The sequence below is a fragment of the Roseinatronobacter sp. S2 genome, from assembly GCF_029581395.1.
GTDB lineage: Bacteria > Pseudomonadota > Alphaproteobacteria > Rhodobacterales > Rhodobacteraceae > Roseinatronobacter.
The window spans coordinates 1,993,889-2,013,405 of sequence record NZ_CP121113.1 but is presented as its reverse complement, the minus strand read 5'-3'; the positions used below and the strand labels follow the sequence as shown (position 1 = coordinate 2,013,405).

General features: G+C 59.8%; 18 protein-coding genes and 1 riboswitch. Of the genes, 10 read left to right on the top strand and 8 right to left on the bottom strand.

Annotated features, from left to right (window positions below; genetic code table 11):
* Nucleotides 1-135: 135 nt before the first annotated feature.
* The 4 genes from P8S53_RS09585 to P8S53_RS09570 all read left to right on the top strand — a co-directional run bounded on the left by P8S53_RS09585 (nt 136) and on the right by P8S53_RS09570 (nt 4,488).
* Entirely contained in the window at nt 136-2,085 is a 1,950-nt protein-coding gene (locus P8S53_RS09585; RefSeq protein ID WP_277803743.1) for a PAS-domain containing protein, read from the top strand.
* Nucleotides 2,082-2,786, top strand: a complete 705-nt coding sequence (locus P8S53_RS09580) for a response regulator transcription factor (protein WP_277803742.1) — start codon at nt 2,082-2,084, stop codon at nt 2,784-2,786. Before P8S53_RS09585 ends, P8S53_RS09580 begins: the two co-directional genes overlap by 4 nt.
* A 76-nt stretch (nt 2,787-2,862) precedes the next feature.
* Nucleotides 2,863-3,324, top strand: coding sequence for a universal stress protein (locus P8S53_RS09575; RefSeq protein ID WP_277803741.1), 462 nt, complete (start codon nt 2,863-2,865; stop codon nt 3,322-3,324).
* A gap of 318 nt (nt 3,325-3,642) precedes the next feature.
* Nucleotides 3,643-4,488 (top strand): fumarylacetoacetate hydrolase family protein, encoded by an 846-nt coding sequence (locus P8S53_RS09570; protein ID WP_277803740.1) that lies wholly within the window; start codon nt 3,643-3,645, stop codon nt 4,486-4,488.
* 65 nt (nt 4,489-4,553) lie between these two features.
* Here the strand turns inward: P8S53_RS09570 and P8S53_RS09565 are convergent, their stop codons facing one another.
* Nucleotides 4,554-4,799: a YdcH family protein gene (locus P8S53_RS09565; RefSeq protein WP_277803739.1), complete on the bottom strand. Its 246-nt coding sequence runs from the start codon at nt 4,797-4,799 to the stop codon at nt 4,554-4,556.
* A 70-nt stretch (nt 4,800-4,869) separates the two neighbouring features.
* Entirely contained in the window at nt 4,870-5,421 is a 552-nt protein-coding gene (locus P8S53_RS09560) for a gamma-glutamylcyclotransferase (RefSeq protein WP_277803738.1), read from the bottom strand.
* A 66-nt stretch (nt 5,422-5,487) separates the two neighbouring features.
* Between P8S53_RS09560 and P8S53_RS09555 the strand changes: the two genes are divergently transcribed.
* Nucleotides 5,488-6,447, top strand: coding sequence for a DUF2125 domain-containing protein (locus tag P8S53_RS09555; RefSeq protein ID WP_277803737.1), 960 nt, complete (start codon nt 5,488-5,490; stop codon nt 6,445-6,447).
* On the opposite strand, the gene P8S53_RS09550 is transcribed toward P8S53_RS09555, so the two are convergent.
* Nucleotides 6,406-6,810, bottom strand: a complete 405-nt coding sequence (locus P8S53_RS09550; protein ID WP_277803736.1) for a VanZ family protein — start codon at nt 6,808-6,810, stop codon at nt 6,406-6,408. The genes P8S53_RS09555 and P8S53_RS09550 overlap by 42 nt on opposite strands.
* A 60-nt stretch (nt 6,811-6,870) precedes the next feature.
* The gene (locus P8S53_RS09545) at nt 6,871-7,731 is read right to left on the bottom strand and encodes an RNA polymerase factor sigma-32 (protein ID WP_277803735.1); all 861 of its coding nucleotides are present in this window, start codon (nt 7,729-7,731) and stop codon (nt 6,871-6,873) included.
* Nucleotides 7,732-7,831: 100 nt separating this feature from the next.
* Between P8S53_RS09545 and P8S53_RS09540 the strand changes: the two genes are divergently transcribed.
* The 3 genes from P8S53_RS09540 to trpE all read left to right on the top strand — a co-directional run bounded on the left by P8S53_RS09540 (nt 7,832) and on the right by trpE (nt 11,975).
* Nucleotides 7,832-8,425 carry a MarR family winged helix-turn-helix transcriptional regulator gene (locus P8S53_RS09540; protein WP_277803734.1) on the top strand — a complete coding sequence of 198 codons (594 nt, stop codon included), beginning with the start codon at nt 7,832-7,834 and terminating at the stop codon, nt 8,423-8,425.
* A gap of 154 nt (nt 8,426-8,579) precedes the next feature.
* Nucleotides 8,580-10,442: a peptidylprolyl isomerase gene (locus tag P8S53_RS09535; protein WP_277803733.1), complete on the top strand. Its 1,863-nt coding sequence runs from the start codon at nt 8,580-8,582 to the stop codon at nt 10,440-10,442.
* 6 nt (nt 10,443-10,448) lie between these two features.
* Complete coding sequence (gene trpE / locus P8S53_RS09530) at nt 10,449-11,975, top strand: anthranilate synthase component I (RefSeq protein ID WP_277803732.1); 1,527 nt, start codon at nt 10,449-10,451, stop codon at nt 11,973-11,975.
* A 329-nt stretch (nt 11,976-12,304) separates the two neighbouring features.
* Here trpE and gcvP read toward each other — a convergent pair whose 3' ends face one another.
* Genes gcvP through gcvT form a run of 3 tightly spaced genes read right to left on the bottom strand, consistent with a single transcriptional unit; the run spans nt 12,305 to nt 16,660 of the window.
* Nucleotides 12,305-15,145, bottom strand: coding sequence for an aminomethyl-transferring glycine dehydrogenase (gene gcvP, locus P8S53_RS09525; protein ID WP_277803731.1), 2,841 nt, complete (start codon nt 15,143-15,145; stop codon nt 12,305-12,307).
* 22 nt (nt 15,146-15,167) lie between these two features.
* Nucleotides 15,168-15,527 carry a glycine cleavage system protein GcvH gene (gene gcvH / locus P8S53_RS09520; protein ID WP_277803730.1) on the bottom strand — a complete coding sequence of 120 codons (360 nt, stop codon included), beginning with the start codon at nt 15,525-15,527 and terminating at the stop codon, nt 15,168-15,170.
* A gap of 8 nt (nt 15,528-15,535) precedes the next feature.
* Nucleotides 15,536-16,660 (bottom strand): glycine cleavage system aminomethyltransferase GcvT, encoded by a 1,125-nt coding sequence (gene gcvT / locus P8S53_RS09515; protein ID WP_277803729.1) that lies wholly within the window; start codon nt 16,658-16,660, stop codon nt 15,536-15,538.
* Between the two features lie 143 nt (nt 16,661-16,803).
* Nucleotides 16,804-16,895, bottom strand: a riboswitch (glycine riboswitch).
* Between the two features lie 82 nt (nt 16,896-16,977).
* Here gcvT and P8S53_RS09510 point away from each other — a divergent pair.
* Complete coding sequence (locus P8S53_RS09510) at nt 16,978-17,544, top strand: gamma-glutamylcyclotransferase family protein (protein WP_277803728.1); 567 nt, start codon at nt 16,978-16,980, stop codon at nt 17,542-17,544.
* Between the two features lie 325 nt (nt 17,545-17,869).
* Here the strand turns inward: P8S53_RS09510 and P8S53_RS09505 are convergent, their stop codons facing one another.
* Complete coding sequence (locus tag P8S53_RS09505; protein WP_277803727.1) at nt 17,870-18,361, bottom strand: SH3 domain-containing protein; 492 nt, start codon at nt 18,359-18,361, stop codon at nt 17,870-17,872.
* Between the two features lie 165 nt (nt 18,362-18,526).
* Between P8S53_RS09505 and P8S53_RS09500 the strand changes: the two genes are divergently transcribed.
* Nucleotides 18,527-19,513, top strand: a complete 987-nt coding sequence (locus P8S53_RS09500) for a D-glycerate dehydrogenase (RefSeq protein ID WP_277803726.1) — start codon at nt 18,527-18,529, stop codon at nt 19,511-19,513.
* Nucleotides 19,514-19,517 lie beyond the last annotated feature (4 nt).

Below are 19,517 nucleotides of genomic sequence, written 5' to 3'. Positions count from 1 at the left end.
CTCTGCCATGTCCGATCGTGTGCCGTCATGTGGCGTTGTGATTCTTTCCGCAGTTTTGCCCAAACCTTACGAATTGTAACGCGCGATGTTGGGGGCTTCCGAACGGGGCGTGGGCAGTCTAGGGTTCAGGCAGGTATGGACCGGGAGAAAACAGGCGTGGCATTGACGGAAAGCACCCGCATCAATCTGATGGCTGCGGGCCTGAACATGATCCAGCAGGCCTTGTCGATCTTCGACAGCAACCTGCGGCTGTCGGTCAGCAACCAGCGCTATCAGGAAATGTTCGAACTGCCCGAAACGCTGGTGCAACCCGGTGTCGCCTTTGAAGATACGATCCGGTATCTGGTGTCACGCGGGGAATACGGCCCGGTCGAGGATCAGGAAGAAGCCGTGCGCAAGCGCGTCGAGGCCGCGCGCGCCTTTGTTCCCCATTATATGGAACGCCTGCGCGCCAATGGCCGCTGGATCAGCGTCGAAGGTGCCCCCCTGCCACAAGGCGGCTGGATTACCGTTTATACCGACATCACCGAAGTGAAGCTGCAAGAAGGGTTGCTGCGCGCGCGGTCCGAGGAACTGTCCGATGAATTGCTGGCCCATGCCGAACGGCTGGCGGCCACCAACCGCGCGCTGGCGGCCAGCAACGCCGCGCTGGAGCAGACCAAGCGCGAGTTGACAGAAATGGAAGCCCGCACCCGCCTGACCACGGAAATGATGCCTGCCCATATTGCGCATATGGATTGCGATCTGCGCTATACGTTTTCCAACCGGCGGCTGTCATCCATTTTTCCCGGCCTGCCGCGCAATGTTGTGGGCCATCCCGCGCAGGCGGTTCTGGGCAGTGTCTATGACAAGATCCTGCCGCTGCTGGAACGCGCACTGGCGGGCGAAAACGCCGTGCATGAATTCACCCATGATGAAAGCGGGCGACGTATCCGGCTGGCCCTGACACCTGACCGCGTGGGCGATGGGCCGATCAACGGCATCTACATCATGTCGATGGACGTAACCGAGGAAACACAGGCCCGCGCCGCCCTTGCCCAGACGCGCAAACGCGAACTGGCCGCGCAATTGTCATCAGGCATGGTGCATGATTTCGGAAACCTTCTGACCATCATTCTGGGATTACAGGGGCAACTGATGCGGCGCAGCGGCCTGCCTGCTAACATGGCGCAGCTTGTCCAATCGACCGTTGCCGCCGCGCGCCGCGGGGGCGTGTTGCTGGAACGGCTTGCATCGATTTCCGGCCACAGGCAGTTGCAACCAAGACCCACGGACCTGCGCGCATTGTTGCAAGACCTGACCCTGATGGCCCGCCCCGCATTGCCCGACAACTTGCGCCTTGATGTGCAGATCACGCCCGATCTGCCGCATGTCATGCTGGATCAGGGCGTGTTGCAGGACAGTTTGCTGAACCTTATCCTGAATGCCCGTGACGCGATGACAGGCAAGGCGGGACATATCGCAGTCACAGTCGCAACAGTGGCCGATACATGGCTGGAACTGACCCTGACAGACACCGGAACCGGGTTCAGCGACGAAGCGCTGCACAAGGCGCTTGATCCTTTTTTCACCACCAAGGGCGCTGAAGGGTCCGGTCTGGGGCTGGCTATGGTCTATGACCAGATCACGCTGTCAGGCGGGACCGTCCGGCTGGCAAACCGGCCGGACGGGGGCGCGCAGGTGACATTGCGCCTGCCGTTCAAACCGGTTGTAAACACCCGCATCACGCCAAAGGCAGGGCTTGTGCTGCTGGTCGAAGACACGCAAAGCATCCGCGAATCCGTGCGTGCCATGCTGTGCGATATGGGCCATACCGTAATCGAGGCAACCACTGCGGATGAGGCGCTGGCGCTGGCGGACCTGCCGGATCTGGACATCATGCTGTCGGACATAAACCTGCCCGGCACGCTGTCGGGGCTGGATCTTGCGCGTGCCCTGCGCGGGCGCGGGCGCATGCGGCTTTGCCTGATGACCGCATTGCCGCCCTACGACAAGCTGCACCGCGAAGCCGCAACAGAGTTTCCGGTTCTGACAAAGCCGTTCGGCCCCCAAGACCTGCGCTTCACCCTGGAGGGAATTGCATGACGACTGCCCATATCGCCATTCTGGACGATGAACCCGAAATCCGGCAGATCCTGTCACAGGCCCTTCAGGATGCAGGGTTTCAGACCTCGGCCTATGCGCGCGCAACCGAATTTGAAGCTGCCTTGCGCAAGGTCACGCCCGATGTCTGTCTGGTGGATCTGGGCCTGCCGGACCGCGACGGGCTGGCCTTGGTGCACAGGCTTGCGCTGGAATCGGGGGCCACAATCATCATCATTTCGGGACGCGCGCAGGTGCAGGACCGCGTGACAGGTCTGGAACTGGGCGCGGATGACTACATCATCAAACCGTTTGACCCTGCCGAAGTTGTGGCCCGCATCCGCGCAAGGCTGCGCAAGCCCGCCACCGCCGGCAGCGCCAGCCCGCAGACCGCGCATTTCAACGGCTGGGTTGCGCAGTTCGACCGCTATGTGCTGATCGACGATCAGGGGCTGGAAACCCCGTTCAGCCATGCCGAAGGTGAAGTGTTGCGCCTGTTTCTGGAAAGCCCCAAGCGCCTGATCTCGCGCACGCAAATGCTGGACACGCTAGGCGGCGGCGCTGGCGAAAGCTTTGATCGCGCCATGGATGTGCGCATATCGCGCCTGCGCACCAAACTGCGCGAAGATCCGCGTAACCCGCGATTGATAAAAACCATCTACGGGGCGGGGTATATCTTTCTTGGGGATGTGGCATGGGCCTGACGCAGGTGCAGGCTTGGTGTTTACAGCCCGCGCCTATTTGGTCAAGATGCAGGGATTATCAGCAAAGGAAAGCGTCATGCGCAAATTTCTGGTTGTACTGGACGACAGCCGCGAATGCCTGAATGCGATCCGCTTTGCGGCGCTGCGGGCCGCCAAAACCGGTGCCGAGGTGCAGATCCTGTCCGTCATAAGCCCTGAAGAATTTCAGGGCTGGATCGGTGTGGCCGATGTCATGCGTGCCGAAGCCCGAGAGCGGATAGAGGCGCATTTTGAAGTCTTTGCCAAATGGATGCGCGACCGCAAGGGGCTGCACCCCGAACTTGTCATCCGCGAAGGCGACGCGGTGGAAGAAGTGCTGGCCCAGATACAGGATGATCCCGATATCGGGTTTCTGGTTCTGGGGGCGGGCACCGAAGGCAACAACCCCGGCCCCATCGTCACGCAACTGGTGCGCAGTTCCGGTTCGCTGCCAGTTCCCATAACCATCGTTCCCGGTGAGCTGGACCGCGACAGACTGGAAGCAATCGCCACGGGATAGGCGCATGGCCTGAAGCTGACATCGGTAAAGCCCAAAGGCGCGGAGCAAAGGCCGCAGGCCGCCGCGCCATCGGCGGGCCGTCCCGCGGCCTGCCGATGACCTGATGTCAGTCCAAGCCTTTGAACGCAGGGGTATGCAGCTTGCATAAACTGCATTCTAAGAACGTGGGATCGGCAGACCCCGGCCCACCGATAGCGCGCGCTTTATCCAAGCGCGAATGACTGCTTCAGGCCAGAATTGACCAGCCTTGCGCTTCCATCTGGCATAACAACGCTATAGGTCTTTGGCTGCACAGCGCGACCAACGGAGCATCGCATCATGAAATTACTTCGCTTTGGCCCGAAAGGGCAGGAAAAACCCGGTTGTCTGGATACTCAGGGCAATTTGCGCGACTTGTCCGGTGTGACCGCCGATTTCGGCGGCGACACTGTGTCGCTGGACGCACTGGCGCAATTGGCACAGATCGACCCCGCCACCCTGCCTGTGGTTGACCAGCCCGTGCGCATTGGCGCGCCGCTGGCGCATGTTCCCAATTTCTATTGCATCGGGCTGAACTATGCAGCCCATGCCGCAGAAACCGGCGCTGAAAAACCCAAAGAGCCGCTGGTATTTTCCAAGGCCACATCATCGCTTGCAGGCCCGCAAGACCCGATCATCATTCCGCGCGGGGCCACCCGCACGGATTGGGAAGTTGAACTGGGCATCATCATCGGCAAACCCGCATTATATGTCGATGAAGCGGACGCGCTGGAGTATGTCGCGGGCTATTGCGCGGTCAATGACGTATCCGAGCGCGATTTTCAGAAAAACCGTGGCGGGCAATGGATCAAGGGAAAATCCGCCCCCGGCTTTGGCAAAATCGGTCCTTGGCTGGTCACGGCCGATGATGTGCCAGACCCTCAGGCGCTGCGGTTGCAGCTTTCGGTCAACGGCGATCCGCGGCAGGATTCGACAACAGCGGATATGATTTTCACTGTTGCACAGATCGTGTCCTACATGTCCCGTTTCATGGAACTTCTGCCCGGTGACGTTATTGCAACCGGCACCCCGTCAGGGGTTGCGGCAGGTATGTCCCCCCCGCAATTTCTGAAACCGGGCGATGTTGTTTCGCTGACAGTCGAAGGGCTGGGCACGCAGAAGGCCGATGTGATTGCCGCCAGCTAAGCCCTGCTGGTGATCAGGCAAAAGGCGCTGGGTGCACACACACCGCACGCAGCGCCAGCCACCACTTACGCGGATGCCGCGTTCAGCATACGCGCAATCTCATCCTTCAGGGCCAGACGATTGCGTCGCAATTCTATCTCATGGTCACCGGAAACAGGCTCCAGCAGTGTTTCGGCACGATGAATGGCACGGTTGATGTCATGATATTGATCAGCAAGCCGGGCAAAATGCGCGTCTTCAGTTTTCAGGCGATGAATCAGATCAACATGTTGCGGGAATTCTTCGGCCAGTTCGTGCGGGGTATGCGACATTCAATGCTCCTGTTTTGACGTCCTTTCAGTTTAGCTGAAACAAGCGTCAGAAACCTTGATCTGTCGCAAATCATTTCACGGGCGCGGCACCGATTTCACGCACCCGCTGCGCCAGCCAGTCAAGCTGCGGGTCACGCAGCCCCAGTTCCCCCAGATGGGCCGCCGTGTTGATCAGATAGTCGCAATTCGGCCCGCGCCCGCCAACGGCGCGCGCAATGATCTGCGCCTGCTCTTCCAGATCCATTCCGCCGCAATACTGGTCATGCGCGCGGTCAATCACATAGGTGACAGCATCAATCCGGCGTCCGTCACGCAGGTGCAGGGATTCACGGCTTTCCAGATACGCGGCAGAAATCAGTTCCCGTGCACGCAGGTATTCCAACGTTTCATCCGCAATCCGGGCGGGAATTTCGAACGCGACCCCTTCGCAATGCCCTGCCCCCCTGTCCAGTGCCAGCACCAGACCGGGGTGCGCAACTGTTCCGCGATGATGAATCGATCGCATGCAAAAAGACCGCTCATACCCGTCCAGCCGCGCGATGTGGCGACTGGACCACGCAAAACCCGGATCCCATATTAACGATCCGTACCCGAATACCCAAAGTGACTTGCGCCGCAGCATGTGACTGGCCCTTTCCTATACGCAAGGTGTAAACACATTTTACGCAATGATGAACAGGGGCAAGTGATGCGCATAATATTGGCAACCATACTGCTGGCCGCAATCGGCTACAGCGCATACTGGCACATATCGGTGCGCAATCTTGATGCGCAGATCAGCGCCACACTTGCGCACAGCAGCAATTTTGGTGCATCCGACTACGACCTTGGCGGGTTTCCCCACCGGTTTGACCTGACCTTGCATTCACCGCATCTGCACACGCCGGACCGTGCCATGACCTGGCAAGGCGCGGTTCTGAACATTCATGCGCTAAGCTATCAGCCGCATCATGTCATAGCCGTGTTCCCGCCTGAGCAGGTGCTTGATCTGCATGGGCAGGAATGGATTTTGCGCAGCCCCGATGCCCGCGCCAGCCTTGTATATGAACGCAACCAGAGTGGCGACGTGGACCGCGCGAATCTGGTGTTTGATGCACCTGAACTCACCCATCAATCCGTGACACATACCGCCGACAGCCTGCGCGCCGCCATCAACCGCACGGATGATGAAGCACAATACGAGGTTGCGCTGGAACTGTCCGGCCTGCGCCCTGATGCGACCGTGCTGGCGGGGATTGACCCGAACGGCACCCTGCCGCCCATGCTGGCGCGCAGCCGGGTTCTGGCAACACTGGCCTATGAGCAACCGCTGCGCGTGGCCGATGACCCGCCCACGCTGCGCGAAATCACCATAAACGAAATGGACCTGATCTGGGGCGATATCGCCCTTCAGGCAACAGGCAGGCTGCGGCCCGATATTGGCGGAACCCTGTCCGGGCAGCTTGACCTGCGCATGAGCAACTGGGATCAGGTGTTGCAGTTGCTGGTGGCGGCGTCGGTCATAGCACCTGATGCTGCGCAAATGGCGCAGATGCTGCTGACATCCATGAGCGACCGTGAAACCGGCAGCCTTGATCTGCCGCTTCAGGTGCGCCAGTCTGTCATGTCATTCGGGCCTGTATCCCTGGGCAGGCTTCCGCGCTTTTAACTGCCGCCGGTGCCGAAACCACACGGCACACGGAAGTGCTGCCATCACCCCAAGACTGTTGGCAATGAAATCTGCAAATTCGGCGGAACGGCCAAAATGCGGCTGTATCAGTTCAACCGCGCCGCCATACAGAACCAACCCGACCAGAATAACCGGCCAGAACCGCATACGCGCAACATAGGCCGGAAAGGCCACAGCGAAAAACACGGAAAAATGCACCAGCTTGTCAACATGGCGCGGCAACCGACCGTCGCCGTCAGGCACAGGCATCAACAAAAGCACGGTTACCACGACCAGCAAAATAACCGACATGACCAGCGCAATCCGGCGCAGGCGTTCAGAAATTACTGGCGGCTTAAACATGTCGTGTGCGGTCCCGATCCGTGGCAAATGCCGCGTCCGTGACAGAAACACCCCAAAGTATCAAGCCCGCAGCCGCTCCGGCTCTGCATCCTGGCGCAACTGTGCTGTTATTCTGCCCATTGCACGTTCTTCCAGCTGGCGCACACGCTCTTTCGATATGCCCAGCTCTACGCCAATTTCGGACAAGGTGCGCGGCACATCCAGCAAATGCCGTTCGGTGATGATGCGCTTTTCACGCTCGGGTAAATCACCGACCGCCGAATACAACATCCGGCGGCGGCGGCGCGTTTCCATATCGTCCAGAACGTAATCTTCGGTTGCCGTGCCGCCATCTTCGATGGTGTCCAGCCAGTCGCGCCCGTCATCTTCGCCGCTGCTTTGCGGCGAATTCAACGACAGGTCCTGCCCGGACATGCGCCCAAGCATGATTTCAACCTGCGCCTGCGGCACATCAAGTTCGCGCGCCACAGTTGTGGACAGCGCTTCATTGCGCGTTTCACCATCATCCAGCTTGGACAATGTTTTGCGCAGGTGGAAAAACAGCTTCTTCTGGGACGCGTTGGTGGCAGTGCGCACAACCGACCAGTTGCGCATCACATATTCCTGCATGGACGCCCTGATCCACCACGCGGCATAGGTCGAGAATCTGGCACCGTTTTCGGGGTCGTATTTCTCGGCGGCGCGCATCAGGCCCAGATTACCCTGCTGGATCAGGTCATCCAGAGGCATGCCATACCGGCGAAAACGGGTCGCCACGGAAACGGCCAACCGACTATAGGCGTTGATCAAACGATGCAGCGCCGCTTCATCACGATGGTCGCGCCATGCAATGGCAAGGGCGTGTTCGGTCTGTGGCTCCAGCATTTCACGCTTCATGGCGTTGCGGATAAACTGGCTTGTTCTGGGATCTCGCTGTTCCATTGCGTCCTCTCATCCACAGTTGGTATCGACTCGAAACTATATCGTATCGCTACCATTTCGCCCGCAGGCTTGTCAATGCCACGACTGCGGATTACCTGCTATGCGTCAACAGCAACGCAACTTATGGGGCGACATCACAGACATGACCCAAGACATGGCCGATCTGATTGTGCATCTGGCGCGACTGGCACAGAATACAGCGCGCACAGACCTGACCGCCGCACAATGGACGGCGCTGCGTTTCTTTGCCCGTGCCAACAGGTTTTCGCGCACCCCTTCGGCATTTTCCGAATTCCACGCCACAACGCGCGGAACCGCATCGCAAACGGTCAAGTCATTGGTGACACTTGGTCTTTTGCAACGGCAAAACAATGCCGCAGACGCACGTTCCACCCTGATAGAGGTGACACCGGCAGGCCATGAAATGCTGTGTCGCGACCCGCTGGGCGACCTGCGGCGCGTGCTGTCCGAACTGCCGGAAGATGTGCAGCGCACCTTGTCCGTGACACTGCAACGCGCCACAATGAACCTTGCGACCTTGCGGCAGGTTCCGACATTTGGCACCTGTGCCGATTGCAGCCATTGCAAGGAAGGGACCGACACCGCGTATTGCCACTGCACCGAAAGCATGTTGACCCGACCGGAAATGGCATCTTTTTGCATTGATTTTCAACCGGCAGGGCGCGCGGACTGACATTATATTCCCGTCCGAATACGCATCAATATCGCAAGATCACGCGCCCTTGTGACACGCGCAGGCGTGATCCGCTGATCTGAATGCTTGCCCCTTCGCACAGGTTTCCTTACACAGGCGCAAACCCAACGGGAAACGTGAAAAGAGTTATCGCATGTCGAAGCCCAAACCCAAATCCGGCCAGAAGTTTTCGGCCAAGAACATCGCCGCAGGATTTCTGATGGCACTGCTGGCCCTTAGCCTGCTTGGCTTCGGGGTCGAGGGGTTTGGCGGTGGCGCACGCAGCATCGGCAGTGTGGGCGGACGCGATATTTCAACCAATGAATACGCACGCGCGCTGCAAAACGAATTGCGCGTATTGCAAAGTCAGTCCGGCCAATCCATCACCATGGAACAAGCCCGACAGTTCGGACTGGATCAGATGGTGCTGGAACAACTGGTCACCACAGCCGCCCTGAACAACGAGGCAGACCGTCTGGGCGTGTCCACAGGCGACGAAACAGTGCAGCGTGAAATTCTGCAAATCAGCGCGTTTCAGGGCGTCGGTGGCCGGTTCGACCGCGAATCCTATCGTTTTGCGCTGCAAAATGCCGGATTGAACGAAACCGAATTCGAAGATTCCATTCGCGAAGATGTCAGCCGCAGTATTTTGCAACTGGCCGTCATCAGTGCCGCGCGTGCGCCTGACATGCTGACCCTGCCGCTGCTGAACCATCAGGCCCAGACCCGCGATTATTCCATTCTGTCGCTTGGCTCATCCGACCTTGAAACCCCTGTCGGCATGCCCGACAGCGCGGCGTTGCAGGCGTTTTATGATGCCAATATCGACCGCTACACCCTGCCCGAAGGCAAGCGCATCCGCTATGCGTGGCTGACGCCCGACATGCTGATCGACACCGTGGAAATTGACGAATCTGTTTTGCGCGACGCGTATGAATCGCGCGCATCCGAATTTCGCCAGCCTGAACGCCGCCTTGTCGAACGGCTGGTCTTTTCCGATATGGAACAGGCTCAGGACGCGTTTGACCGGCTGACATCGGGCGAAATCGGTTTTGTCGAACTGGCCGCCGAACGCGGCCTAAGTGCCGAAGACACCGACATGGGCGATGTCACGCGCGCCCAGCTTGGAAGTTCTGCCGATGCCGTTTTTGCGCTGACCGAACCCGGATTTGCAGGGCCGGTCGAAACCTCGCTCGGGCCGGCCATATTTCAGATGAACGCCATACTGGCCGCGCGCGAAACCCCGTTTGACGAAGCCGCACCACAACTGCGCGAAGAACTGGCGGCCGACCGCGCGCGGCGCATTCTGTCCGACGATCTGGACATGTTTGAAGATCTGCTTGCAGGCGGTGCCACCGTCGAAGAACTGGCATCCGAGACTGAAATGCGCGGTGGCGAAATCGACTGGCGTTCCGGTGAAACCAGTGGAATCGCAGCATATGAATCTTTCCGCGCGGCGGTGGATGAGGTGCAGCAAGGTGATTTCCCCGAAATCCAGATACTGGATGACGGCGGCCTGTTTGCCGTAGAACTGCTCGAAGATCTGCCCGCCACCCCACGCCCCCTCGATGAAATCCAAACGCAGGTTACACGGGACTGGCGCAGTGCCCAAACCGTCGAGAGCCTGCGCACGCAGGCCGAATCTATCGCAGATGCACTGCGCAGCGGTGCCGATTTCGCCGCACTGGAACTGGCCCCCGAACGGTTCGAAGGGATGAGCCGCACAGATTTCCTGCCCGATCTGCCGCGCGATCTGGTCAGCACCGCATTTGACATGGCGCATGATGACGTGCGCATCGTTGAGGGTGAAGAGCGGGTCTATCTGGTGCAGTTGCATGCGGTTTCCGAACCTGATCTGCTGATGGAAGATGTCGCAGATTTCCGCGATGCCTTGTCCGAGCAACTGGAACAAAGTCTGGCACAGGATCTGTTCACCTATTTCTCATCTGCATTGCGCCAGTCCCAACCCATACAGTTCAATCAACAGGTGATTGACGCTGTTCACGCGAATTTCTGAGCACCCATGGCCAGCCTGACCCCTGAATACCAGCATTTTGAAAATGGCTGGTCGCGCGGTGAAAACCAGCTTGTCTACACCCGCCTTGCCGCCGATCTGGATACGCCGGTTTCATTATATATGAAACTTGCAGGCGCCAGCCGCGACAGTTTCATTCTGGAATCCGTGACGGGCGGCGAAGTGCGCGGGCGGTATTCCATCATCGGGCTGAAACCGGACCTGATCTGGGAATGTCGCGGCACGCAAAGCCGCATCAACCGCGATGCGCGCTTTGATCCCGAAAGCTGGCAAGACCTGCAAGGCCACCCGCTGGACACATTGCGCGATGTTCTGGCCGAAAGCCGCATTGATATGCCTGATGACCTGCCTGCGGCGTCAGCAGGGTTATTCGGCTATCTGGGCTATGACATGATCCGGCTGGTTGAAGATCTGCCAGACATCAACCCCGACCCCATTGGCGTGCCCGATTCCATCATGCTGCGCCCGTCGGTCGTGGCCGTGCTGGACGGTGTGAAGGGCGAAGTCATCGTCGTGTCGCCTGCATGGGCAGGGTCTGGCCTGTCGGCGCGCGCGGCCTATGCGCAGGCGGCGGAACGGGTCATGGACGCGGTGCGCGATCTGGAACGCAGCGTGGCGCAGGCCCCGCGCGAATTGGGCAGCGATGCGCAGCCCCTTGGCGCGCCGGTGTCCAATTTTGCGAAACCCGATTATCTGGCGGCAGTCGAGGTGGCGAAAGAATATATTCGCGCGGGCGATATTTTTCAGGTGGTGCCGTCGCAGCGTTGGTCGCAGAAATTCGCCCTGCCGCCCTTCACGCTGTACCGGTCCCTGCGCCGCACGAACCCGTCGCCCTTCATGTTCTATTTCGACTTTGCCAACCAGTCGGGGGGCTTTCAGATTATCGGGGCCAGCCCCGAAATTCTGGTGCGCCTGCGCGATGGCGAAGTGACCATCCGGCCCATTGCGGGCACCCGCCCGCGCGGCGCCACGCCCGAGCAGGACCGCGCCTATGAGGCAGACCTGCTTGCCGACCAAAAGGAACTGGCCGAACACCTGATGTTGCTGGATCTGGGGCGCAATGATGTGGGGCGCGTGGCCAAGGTTGGCACAGTGCGCCCGACCGAAGAATTCATCATCGAACGCTACAGCCATGTGATGCACATTGTGTCCAACGTGGTGGGGGAACTGGCCGACGGGCAGGACGCGCTTTCGGCACTTCTGGCAGGGCTGCCCGCTGGCACGGTATCAGGCGCGCCCAAAGTCCGCGCGATGCAGATCATTGACGAGCTGGAGCCTGAAAAGCGTGGCGTGTATGGTGGTGGCGCTGGCTATTTCGCGGCAAATGGCGAAATGGACATGTGCATCTGTTTGCGCACGGCCGTCCTAAAAGATCAGACGCTTTATATTCAGGCAGGCGGCGGTGTGGTCTATGACAGCGACCCCGAGTCTGAATATCAGGAAACCGTCAACAAATCCCACGCACTGCGCCGCGCTGCCGAAGATGCAGGACGGTTTTCAGGCGGGAATGGCTGAACTAGATTTACGGCTGCGTTTGGCCTTTTGCATTCATTCGCGCGGGGACTAAGCCCGCGCTATCGGTGGGCCGGGGTCTGCCGATCCGACATTATAAGAATGCAGTTTATGCGGGCTGCATATCCTTACTTCAAAGGCTTGGACTGTCATCAGCCAAATCGGCAGGCCGCGGGACGGCCCACCGATGGCGCGGCGGGCTGCGCCCTTGATTCCGCGCCTTGGGGCTTTCCCGATGTCCGCAAAAAGCCAGAGTTTCATATCTTCCACTGCCCAAATGCAATGCGGCCCCGAAAATGATCGGGGCCGCTGATACAGAGTGTCGCGCGACGTTATTCTGCCGCGTCTAGGTAGCTTTCCACAGGTGGGCAGGTGCAGACCAGATTACGGTCGCCGAACACATTGTCCACGCGCCCCACGGGCGGCCAGTATTTGTCGCCCCTGAAACTCGCGGGTGGGAAACATCCAGCTTCGCGCGAGTAAGGCCGATCCCAATCCGCCACCAGATCCTCGACCGTGTGGGGGGCGTGTTTCAGCGGGTTGTCATTGGCATCCATCGTGCCATCCTCGACCGCGCGGATTTCATCGCGGATGGCCAGAAGTGCTGTGATGAAACGGTCAATCTCGGCCTTGGTCTCCGATTCGGTGGGTTCCACCATCAAGGTGCCCGAAACTGGCCAGCTCATGGTTGGGGCGTGGAAACCGTTATCAATCAATCGCTTGGCAATGTCATCTACGGTGATACCGGCCTTGGCGAAGGGGCGGGTGTCAATGATGCATTCATGCGCCACACGGCCCTTGTTGCCCATGAACAAGATGTCATAGGCCCCGCGCAACCGCGCGGCGATGTAATTGGCGTTCAGGATGGCCACGCGCGTGGCCTGTGTCAGGCCCGCGCCGCCCATCATCAGGCAATAGGCCCATGAAATCAGCAAAATGGACGCCGACCCGTAAGGTGCCGCCGATACCGGCCCTTCAGCCCCGCCAATTTCAGGATGTCCGGGCAGGAACGGCGCCAGATGCGCCTTCACCCCGATTGGCCCCATGCCGGGGCCACCCCCACCATGCGGGATTGCAAAGGTCTTGTGCAGGTTCAGGTGGCTGACATCGCCGCCAATATCGCCCGGTTTGACCAGCCCGACCATGGCATTCAGGTTTGCCCCGTCAATATAGACCTGCCCGCCATGGTCATGGGTTATGGCGCAAACCTCGCGCACGGTTTCTTCGAACACACCATGCGTGCTGGGATAGGTGATCATGCAGGCCGCCAGACGGTCGCCTGCCTTGATGGCCTTTTCGCGGAAGTCATCCAGATCCACATCGCCATTCGCGCTGGATTTGACGACAACCACCTTCATGCCGCACATCTGCGCGCTGGCGGGGTTGGTGCCATGTGCCGACACGGGGATCAGACAGACATCGCGGTGCCCCTGCCCGCGCGCGCGGTGATAGGCCTGAATCGTCAGCAAGCCCGCATATTCGCCCTGCGCGCCGGAATTGGGCTGCATCGACATGGCGTCATAGCCGGTGATTTCACACAATTTCGCCTTCAGGTCGGAAATCGCCTGCGCATAGCCCTGCGCCTGATCGGGCGGGCAGAACGGGTGCAGGGTGGAAAATTCCGGCCAGGACAGCGGGATCATTTCTGCCGCCGCGTTCAGTTTCATGGTGCAAGACCCCAGCGGGATCATCGCGCGGTCCAGCGCCAGGTCGCGGTCGGACAGGCGGCGCATATAGCGCATCATTTCCGTTTCCGCGCGGTTCATATGGAAAATGGGGTGGGTCAGGTAGTCGCTTTCGCGCAGGAAGCTCTCGTCAAATCCCAGTTCCGCGCGGTGGGGCGGCACCCCTTCGATGCCGAATACCCGCAAGACGCGGAGCAAGACCTGCTCATCTGTGGTTTCATCCAGCGAAATGCCCACATGTGTTGCACCAACCTTGCGCAGGTTCAGCCCTTCGTGCCGTGCGGCGGCCAGAATACCCGCTTGCCCCACGCCAACATCGACTGTGATCGTGTCAAAGAAATCCTTGACCATCACACGCGCGCCCGCTGCGCGCAGCGCATGATACAGCCGCTGCGTGCGGAAATGCACCCGTTCCGCAATGGCGCGCAGCCCTTTGGGACCATGAAACACCGCATACATCGACGCCATGACCGCCAGAAGCGCCTGCGCGGTGCAGACATTGCTTGTCGCCTTCTCGCGCCGGATATGTTGTTCGCGGGTTTGCAGCGACAGGCGGTAGGCGCGATTGCCGCGCGCATCAATGCTGACACCGACAATACGCCCCGGCATGGCCCGCTTATAGTCGTCACGGCACGACATAAACGCCGCATGCGGGCCACCATAGCCCATGGGCACACCAAACCGCTGCGCAGACCCTACCGCAATATCGGCCCCAAGGCTGCCCGGTTCGCGGATCATGGTCAGCGCCAGCAGGTCGGTTGCCATGATCGCCAGCGCCTTGGCGTCATGCAAGGCCGCGATCTGGGGTGTGAAATCACGCAGGTCGCCATGGGTGCCGGGATACTGAAAAATCGCCCCGAAAACCTGTTCCGGCTGCAAGCTGTCAGGCGCGCCCACAATAACTTCGATCCCCAAAGGGGCCGCGCGGGTTTGCATGACCGCGATATTCTGCGGATGGCAGTTTTCATCCACAAAAAATGCCTGCGCTTTCGATTTGGCGACCCGCTGCGCCATGACCATGGCTTCGGCGCATGCGGTGGATTCGTCCAGAAGCGACGCATTGGCAACAGGCAGGCCCGTCAGATCGGCCACCATAGTCTGAAAATTCAGCAGCGCTTCCAGACGCCCTTGGGCAATTTCGGGCTGATAGGGGGTATAGGCCGTATACCATGCCGGATTCTCAAAGATATTGCGCAAAATCGCTGGCGGGGTGACCGTGCCGTAATAGCCCTGCCCGATCAGGCTGGTCATGATCCGGTTCTTTGCCCCCACGGCCCGCAATTTTGCCAGCAATTCCCCCTCTGACATGGGTGCCCATGTCAGAGGGTCGGCCTGTCGCAGATCGTCGGGAATGGTCTGGTCAATCAACTGCTCCAGACTGTCGCAGCCCACTGCATCCAGCATCTGCGCCATTTCTTCGGGCGTTGGCCCGATATGGCGGCGATTGGCAAAATCATAAGGGTCATAATCCGTGGGGGTATAGGTCATGCGTCTCTCCGCCAATGGGCCATCAGCCCAGAAATTCCTTGTATTCGTCCTCGGACATCAGATCGTCCAGAACGCCAAGATCATCGAGTTTCATCTTGAAAAACCACGCATCCCCTTGCGGGTCTTCATTGACCAGCGCGGGGCTGTCGACAAGCGCTTCATTGACCGCGACAATCTCGCCATCGACCGGGGCCAGAATGTCACTGGCGGCCTTGACCGATTCGATGACGCAGACTTCGTCGCCCTTAGCCACCATCGCTTCAATTTCAGGCAATTCCACGAATACCACATCGCCAAGCTGTTCAGCGGCATGTTCGGTAATACCCACGACCACGACATCGCCTTCGACGCGCAGCCATTCATGTTCTTCGGTAAAACGCATAGTGTCCCTCATTTGCTGTAGTTAGATGGGCGAAAGGGTAAAGCGGCCACGCGCACAGGCAAACGCTTGCCGCGCAATTCGGCCGAAAGTTCCGTGCCAGCGCCCGCGTATTGGGCAGGCACATATCCCATGGCGACAGGTCGCCCCAGTGACGGGCCGAACCCGCCGGATGTGATGGTGCCGATCTGCGTTTCGCTGTCTTGTGTGGCAAACAGCGCTGTGCCCGCACGCATGGGTGCGCGCCCGTCGGGCAACAGCCCCACACGCTGGCGCGGCGCACCTTGTGCCAGTTGCGGCAAAATAACATCCGCACCGGGAAAACCGCCGGCGCGCGCGCCGGCCGCCCTACGCGCCTTCTGAATGGCCCAGGTCAGTCCAGCCGCGATCGGGGTGGTGGTTGTGTCAATATCATTGCCATAAAGGCACAGCCCCGCTTCCAGACGCAGGCTGTCGCGCGCGCCCAGACCAACTGGCGCGACATCGGGATGGGCCAGAAGCGCGCGGGCAAAGCCTTCTGCATGTGCCTCTGGCAGCGAAATTTCAAACCCGTCCTCGCCGGTATAGCCCGACCTTGACACCCACAGCGGGACACCGTTCCAGTCATGATCGGCCACATCCATGAAACGCATCTTGGCGACTTCGGGCAAAAGCCCGGACAGAACGCCTTCGGCGCGCGGGCCTTGCAATGCCAGCAAGGCACGGTCAGTGACTTCGGTTACGTCCAGTTCCCGCAGATTATCCTGCATATGTGCCAGATCCACCGCCTTGCAGGCCGCATTCACAACCGCCAGCACATGGTCGCCGCGATTGGCCACCATCAGATCATCCAGAATACCGCCCGCGTCATTGGTGAACATCGCATAGCGCTGCCGCCCTTGCGGCAGTTCCGCCAGCGCCACAGGCACCAGCCGTTCCAGCGCCAGCGCGGCATCAGGGCCACGCAGGATGACTTGCCCCATATGGCTGACATCGAACAAGCCTGCCTTGTCGCGGCAATGCAGATGCTCTCCCATCACCCCCATCGGATATTGCACCGGCATGTCATAGCCCGCGAAGGGCACCATTTTAGCCCCCAGTTCCAGATGCAATGCATGCAATGCGGTGCGCCGCAGGTCGGTTTGCGAATCGGTCATACTGCCCCTTCCGGTTGGGCCAGACGGCCCGGGTCCATGTTGCGGCGCGCTGGCCGCGTTCCATGCCCCCTCTGTCCTGTGCGCCTGAGATCGCTATCCCTTCGGCGGGCCGCCACTCAAGGCGCACCTCTCTCCAGAGTCTGTTGTGCAAACCGGTCCTTTTGCCTGAGAGTTTACCGGGGCGGTTGCTCCTTCGGCCCTGACCTTGCGATCAGCGTCTCCCGTGTCTGCGCCTTTCTGGTAGCGGAAAGTCGGCGCATTTGGCAAGTAAAAATGCCAGACTTGCACACAGGCGCCAAACTGTTCAGAAATGCATCATGAGTGATCCTTATTTCTTCGGCTACGGGTCTTTGGTGAATCGCCAGACCCATGATTATACCGACGCCCACCGCGCCGCGATTCGCGGCTGGCGGCGGGAATGGCGCGTGTCGCACCACCTGAACCACACGTTTCTAAGTGTCGTGCCCGACCCTGACGCGCGCATTGACGGGTTGATTGCGCGTGTTCCCGGCGCAGACTGGGCGGCACTTGATCTGCGGGAAACCGGCTATCTGCGCCATCCCGTGCCCGATGACCACCTAAGCCACGATTCCCCCGAACCTGTGATTGCGCAGATCTATGCGGTGTCACTGGACACGTCCGACCTGCCCGGTCCGCCACATCAGGTCCATCTTAGTTATCTGGATGTTGTGGTCGCGGGGTTTCTGGCGGAATTTGGCAGTGATGGCGTGGCGCGTTTCTTTGCGACAACCACCGGCTGGGGCAGCGTTCTGGATGATCGCGCGGCCCCGCTTTACCCCCGCGCGCGCCCTGCAAGCCCGCAATTGCGCGACATGGTCGATGACAACCTGTCGCAACTGGGTGTCAGCCGGATCAGGGCGTGATTGGGGTTGAAGAAGAAACTTAAATCACTGTTATAATTACACTTAATTACTCACGGGTGATTGTGCCCCGAAGGCAAAAAACACCCAAGGTGCGGGACAAGGCCGCAGGCCGCCGCGCCATCGGCGGGCCGTCCCGCGGCCTGCCGATTTGGCCAGTGACACGCCAAGCCTTAGATGTCGGAGTATGGCGCTTGCATAAATTGCATTCATTGAACGCCGGATCGGCAGACCCCGGCCCACCGATGGCGCGGGCTTTGTCTATGCCTTCGGGTCCACCATAAGCGAGGGGCAACCTTGCCGCAGCGCCTGACGCCTAACCACAGGTCTAGAATTCTTCATCCGCAGCAACACCCCAGATGTGGCGCTTTTCCACCCATCCGCGCGCGCTGTCCACTTCCAGCCTGCACCAGTCAATCTGGCAGGCGCGCAAATGCGCGATGACGCCACGTTCCAGCAGGGCTGCAACGCTGGAACCCGCATCGGGGGTGTTATGCATCTGGACCATATCGCCCTGCACCAGCACGGAACGCACACCTGATAACAGCGCATAATGCATCCAGCCACCCTGCCCTTCGGCATCTTCCACGCGGCGCCAGTGTTCGTATTCGGCCGTCACGCGCAATGGCAGGTCACGACGCGTGAACACCCAGTCTACGCGGTGCGATGTGTCAGGTCCCCGCCGCGCATTGCCTTCGCTTGCCTTCATTGTGACATAGCGTGGCAAAGGCAGGTTCGTGATCGGACCGCGCTCCAGCTCCAGTGCAGTCACGGGTGACGCGGCCATAACTGCCACAAGTAGATATTTGATATACATCATTTTGCCTGTCTGCCCCGGGTTTTCCCGTGATCGGTGACTGCCCGACTTCATTGCCGTTCATTTGGTCTTTTACCTGTGACATTGTGCAATGCGTGCTTGCAGCCTGCCCCAGTTCAATGCACTTTGCCAGAAAGCCCCTGACTTGCAAAGAGGTGAGACGCAGACATGCCCACACAACGCCTGAGTGTTGTCGTAACGCGACGCCTGCCTGACGTGGTTGAAACACGCCTGAAGGAACTGTTCGATGTCACATTGCGTGACGACGACACCCCCATGACCCGCGACGAGCTGGCGCAGGCGATGCGCAGCACAGATGTGCTGGTGCCCACCATCACCGACGATATCGATGCAAGCCTGATGGCGGGCGCAGGCGAGCGGCTGAAGCTGATTGCCAATTTTGGCGCAGGCGTGGACCATATCGATGTGCAATCAGCGCGCCAGCGCGGCATTCTGGTGTCCAACACCCCCGGTGTGCTGACCGAAGATACCGCCGATATGGCGCTGGCGCTGATGCTGGCCGTCACCCGCAAGATACCGCAAGGGTTACAGAAAATGCAGGCGGGCACATGGCAGGGCTGGTCCCCGCTGGCCAATCTGGGCACGCGCATCGGCGGCAAGCGGCTGGGTATCCTGGGCATGGGCCGCATTGGACAGGCCGTGGCGCGGCGTGCGCAGGCGTTTGGCATGCAAATTCACTACCACAACCGCCGCCGCCTGCGCCCCGAGGTCGAAGAAAAGCTGGAAGCCACATGGTGGGAAAGTCTGGACCAGATGGTGGCGCGTATGGATGTGATTTCCATCAACTGCCCGCACACGCCATCTACCTTTCACCTGCTGAATGCGCGGCGCCTGAAATTGCTAAAACCGACCGCCGTTGTCATCAACACCTCGCGCGGGGAGGTGATCGACGAAAACGCCCTGACACGCGGCTTGCGCGCGGGCGAAATTGCGGGCGCAGGGCTGGATGTGTTTGAACGCGGCAATGACATCAACCCGCGGCTGCGCGAATTGCCCAATGTGGTGCTGCTGCCGCATATGGGGTCGGCCACACTGGAAGGCCGGGTCGAGATGGGCGAGAAAGTGATCATCAATATCAAAACCTTCGCCGACGGGCACCGCCCGCCGGATCAGGTTTTGCCATCAATGCTGTAAGGCC

What these genes read in the sequence shown, in the direction of transcription:
- P8S53_RS09585 (WP_277803743.1), top strand. Translation starts at nt 136, where the DNA reads ATGGACCGGGAGAAAACAGGCGTGGCATTGACGGAAAGCACCCGCATC.
- P8S53_RS09510 (WP_277803728.1), top strand. Translation starts at nt 16,978, where the DNA reads ATGAGTGATCCTTATTTCTTCGGCTACGGGTCTTTGGTGAATCGCCAG.
- P8S53_RS09550 (WP_277803736.1), bottom strand. Translation starts at nt 6,810, where the DNA reads ATGTTTAAGCCGCCAGTAATTTCTGAACGCCTGCGCCGGATTGCGCTG.
- P8S53_RS09545 (WP_277803735.1), bottom strand. Translation starts at nt 7,731, where the DNA reads ATGGAACAGCGAGATCCCAGAACAAGCCAGTTTATCCGCAACGCCATG.
- trpE (WP_277803732.1), top strand. Translation starts at nt 10,449, where the DNA reads ATGGCCAGCCTGACCCCTGAATACCAGCATTTTGAAAATGGCTGGTCG.
- P8S53_RS09505 (WP_277803727.1), bottom strand. Translation starts at nt 18,361, where the DNA reads ATGATGTATATCAAATATCTACTTGTGGCAGTTATGGCCGCGTCACCC.
- P8S53_RS09575 (WP_277803741.1), top strand. Translation starts at nt 2,863, where the DNA reads ATGCGCAAATTTCTGGTTGTACTGGACGACAGCCGCGAATGCCTGAAT.
- P8S53_RS09560 (WP_277803738.1), bottom strand. Translation starts at nt 5,421, where the DNA reads ATGCTGCGGCGCAAGTCACTTTGGGTATTCGGGTACGGATCGTTAATA.
- P8S53_RS09500 (WP_277803726.1), top strand. Translation starts at nt 18,527, where the DNA reads ATGCCCACACAACGCCTGAGTGTTGTCGTAACGCGACGCCTGCCTGAC.
- gcvT (WP_277803729.1), bottom strand. Translation starts at nt 16,660, where the DNA reads ATGACCGATTCGCAAACCGACCTGCGGCGCACCGCATTGCATGCATTG.
- gcvP (WP_277803731.1), bottom strand. Translation starts at nt 15,145, where the DNA reads ATGACCTATACCCCCACGGATTATGACCCTTATGATTTTGCCAATCGC.
- gcvH (WP_277803730.1), bottom strand. Translation starts at nt 15,527, where the DNA reads ATGCGTTTTACCGAAGAACATGAATGGCTGCGCGTCGAAGGCGATGTC.
- P8S53_RS09555 (WP_277803737.1), top strand. Translation starts at nt 5,488, where the DNA reads ATGCGCATAATATTGGCAACCATACTGCTGGCCGCAATCGGCTACAGC.
- P8S53_RS09580 (WP_277803742.1), top strand. Translation starts at nt 2,082, where the DNA reads ATGACGACTGCCCATATCGCCATTCTGGACGATGAACCCGAAATCCGG.
- P8S53_RS09570 (WP_277803740.1), top strand. Translation starts at nt 3,643, where the DNA reads ATGAAATTACTTCGCTTTGGCCCGAAAGGGCAGGAAAAACCCGGTTGT.
- P8S53_RS09540 (WP_277803734.1), top strand. Translation starts at nt 7,832, where the DNA reads ATGCGTCAACAGCAACGCAACTTATGGGGCGACATCACAGACATGACC.
- P8S53_RS09535 (WP_277803733.1), top strand. Translation starts at nt 8,580, where the DNA reads ATGTCGAAGCCCAAACCCAAATCCGGCCAGAAGTTTTCGGCCAAGAAC.
- P8S53_RS09565 (WP_277803739.1), bottom strand. Translation starts at nt 4,799, where the DNA reads ATGTCGCATACCCCGCACGAACTGGCCGAAGAATTCCCGCAACATGTT.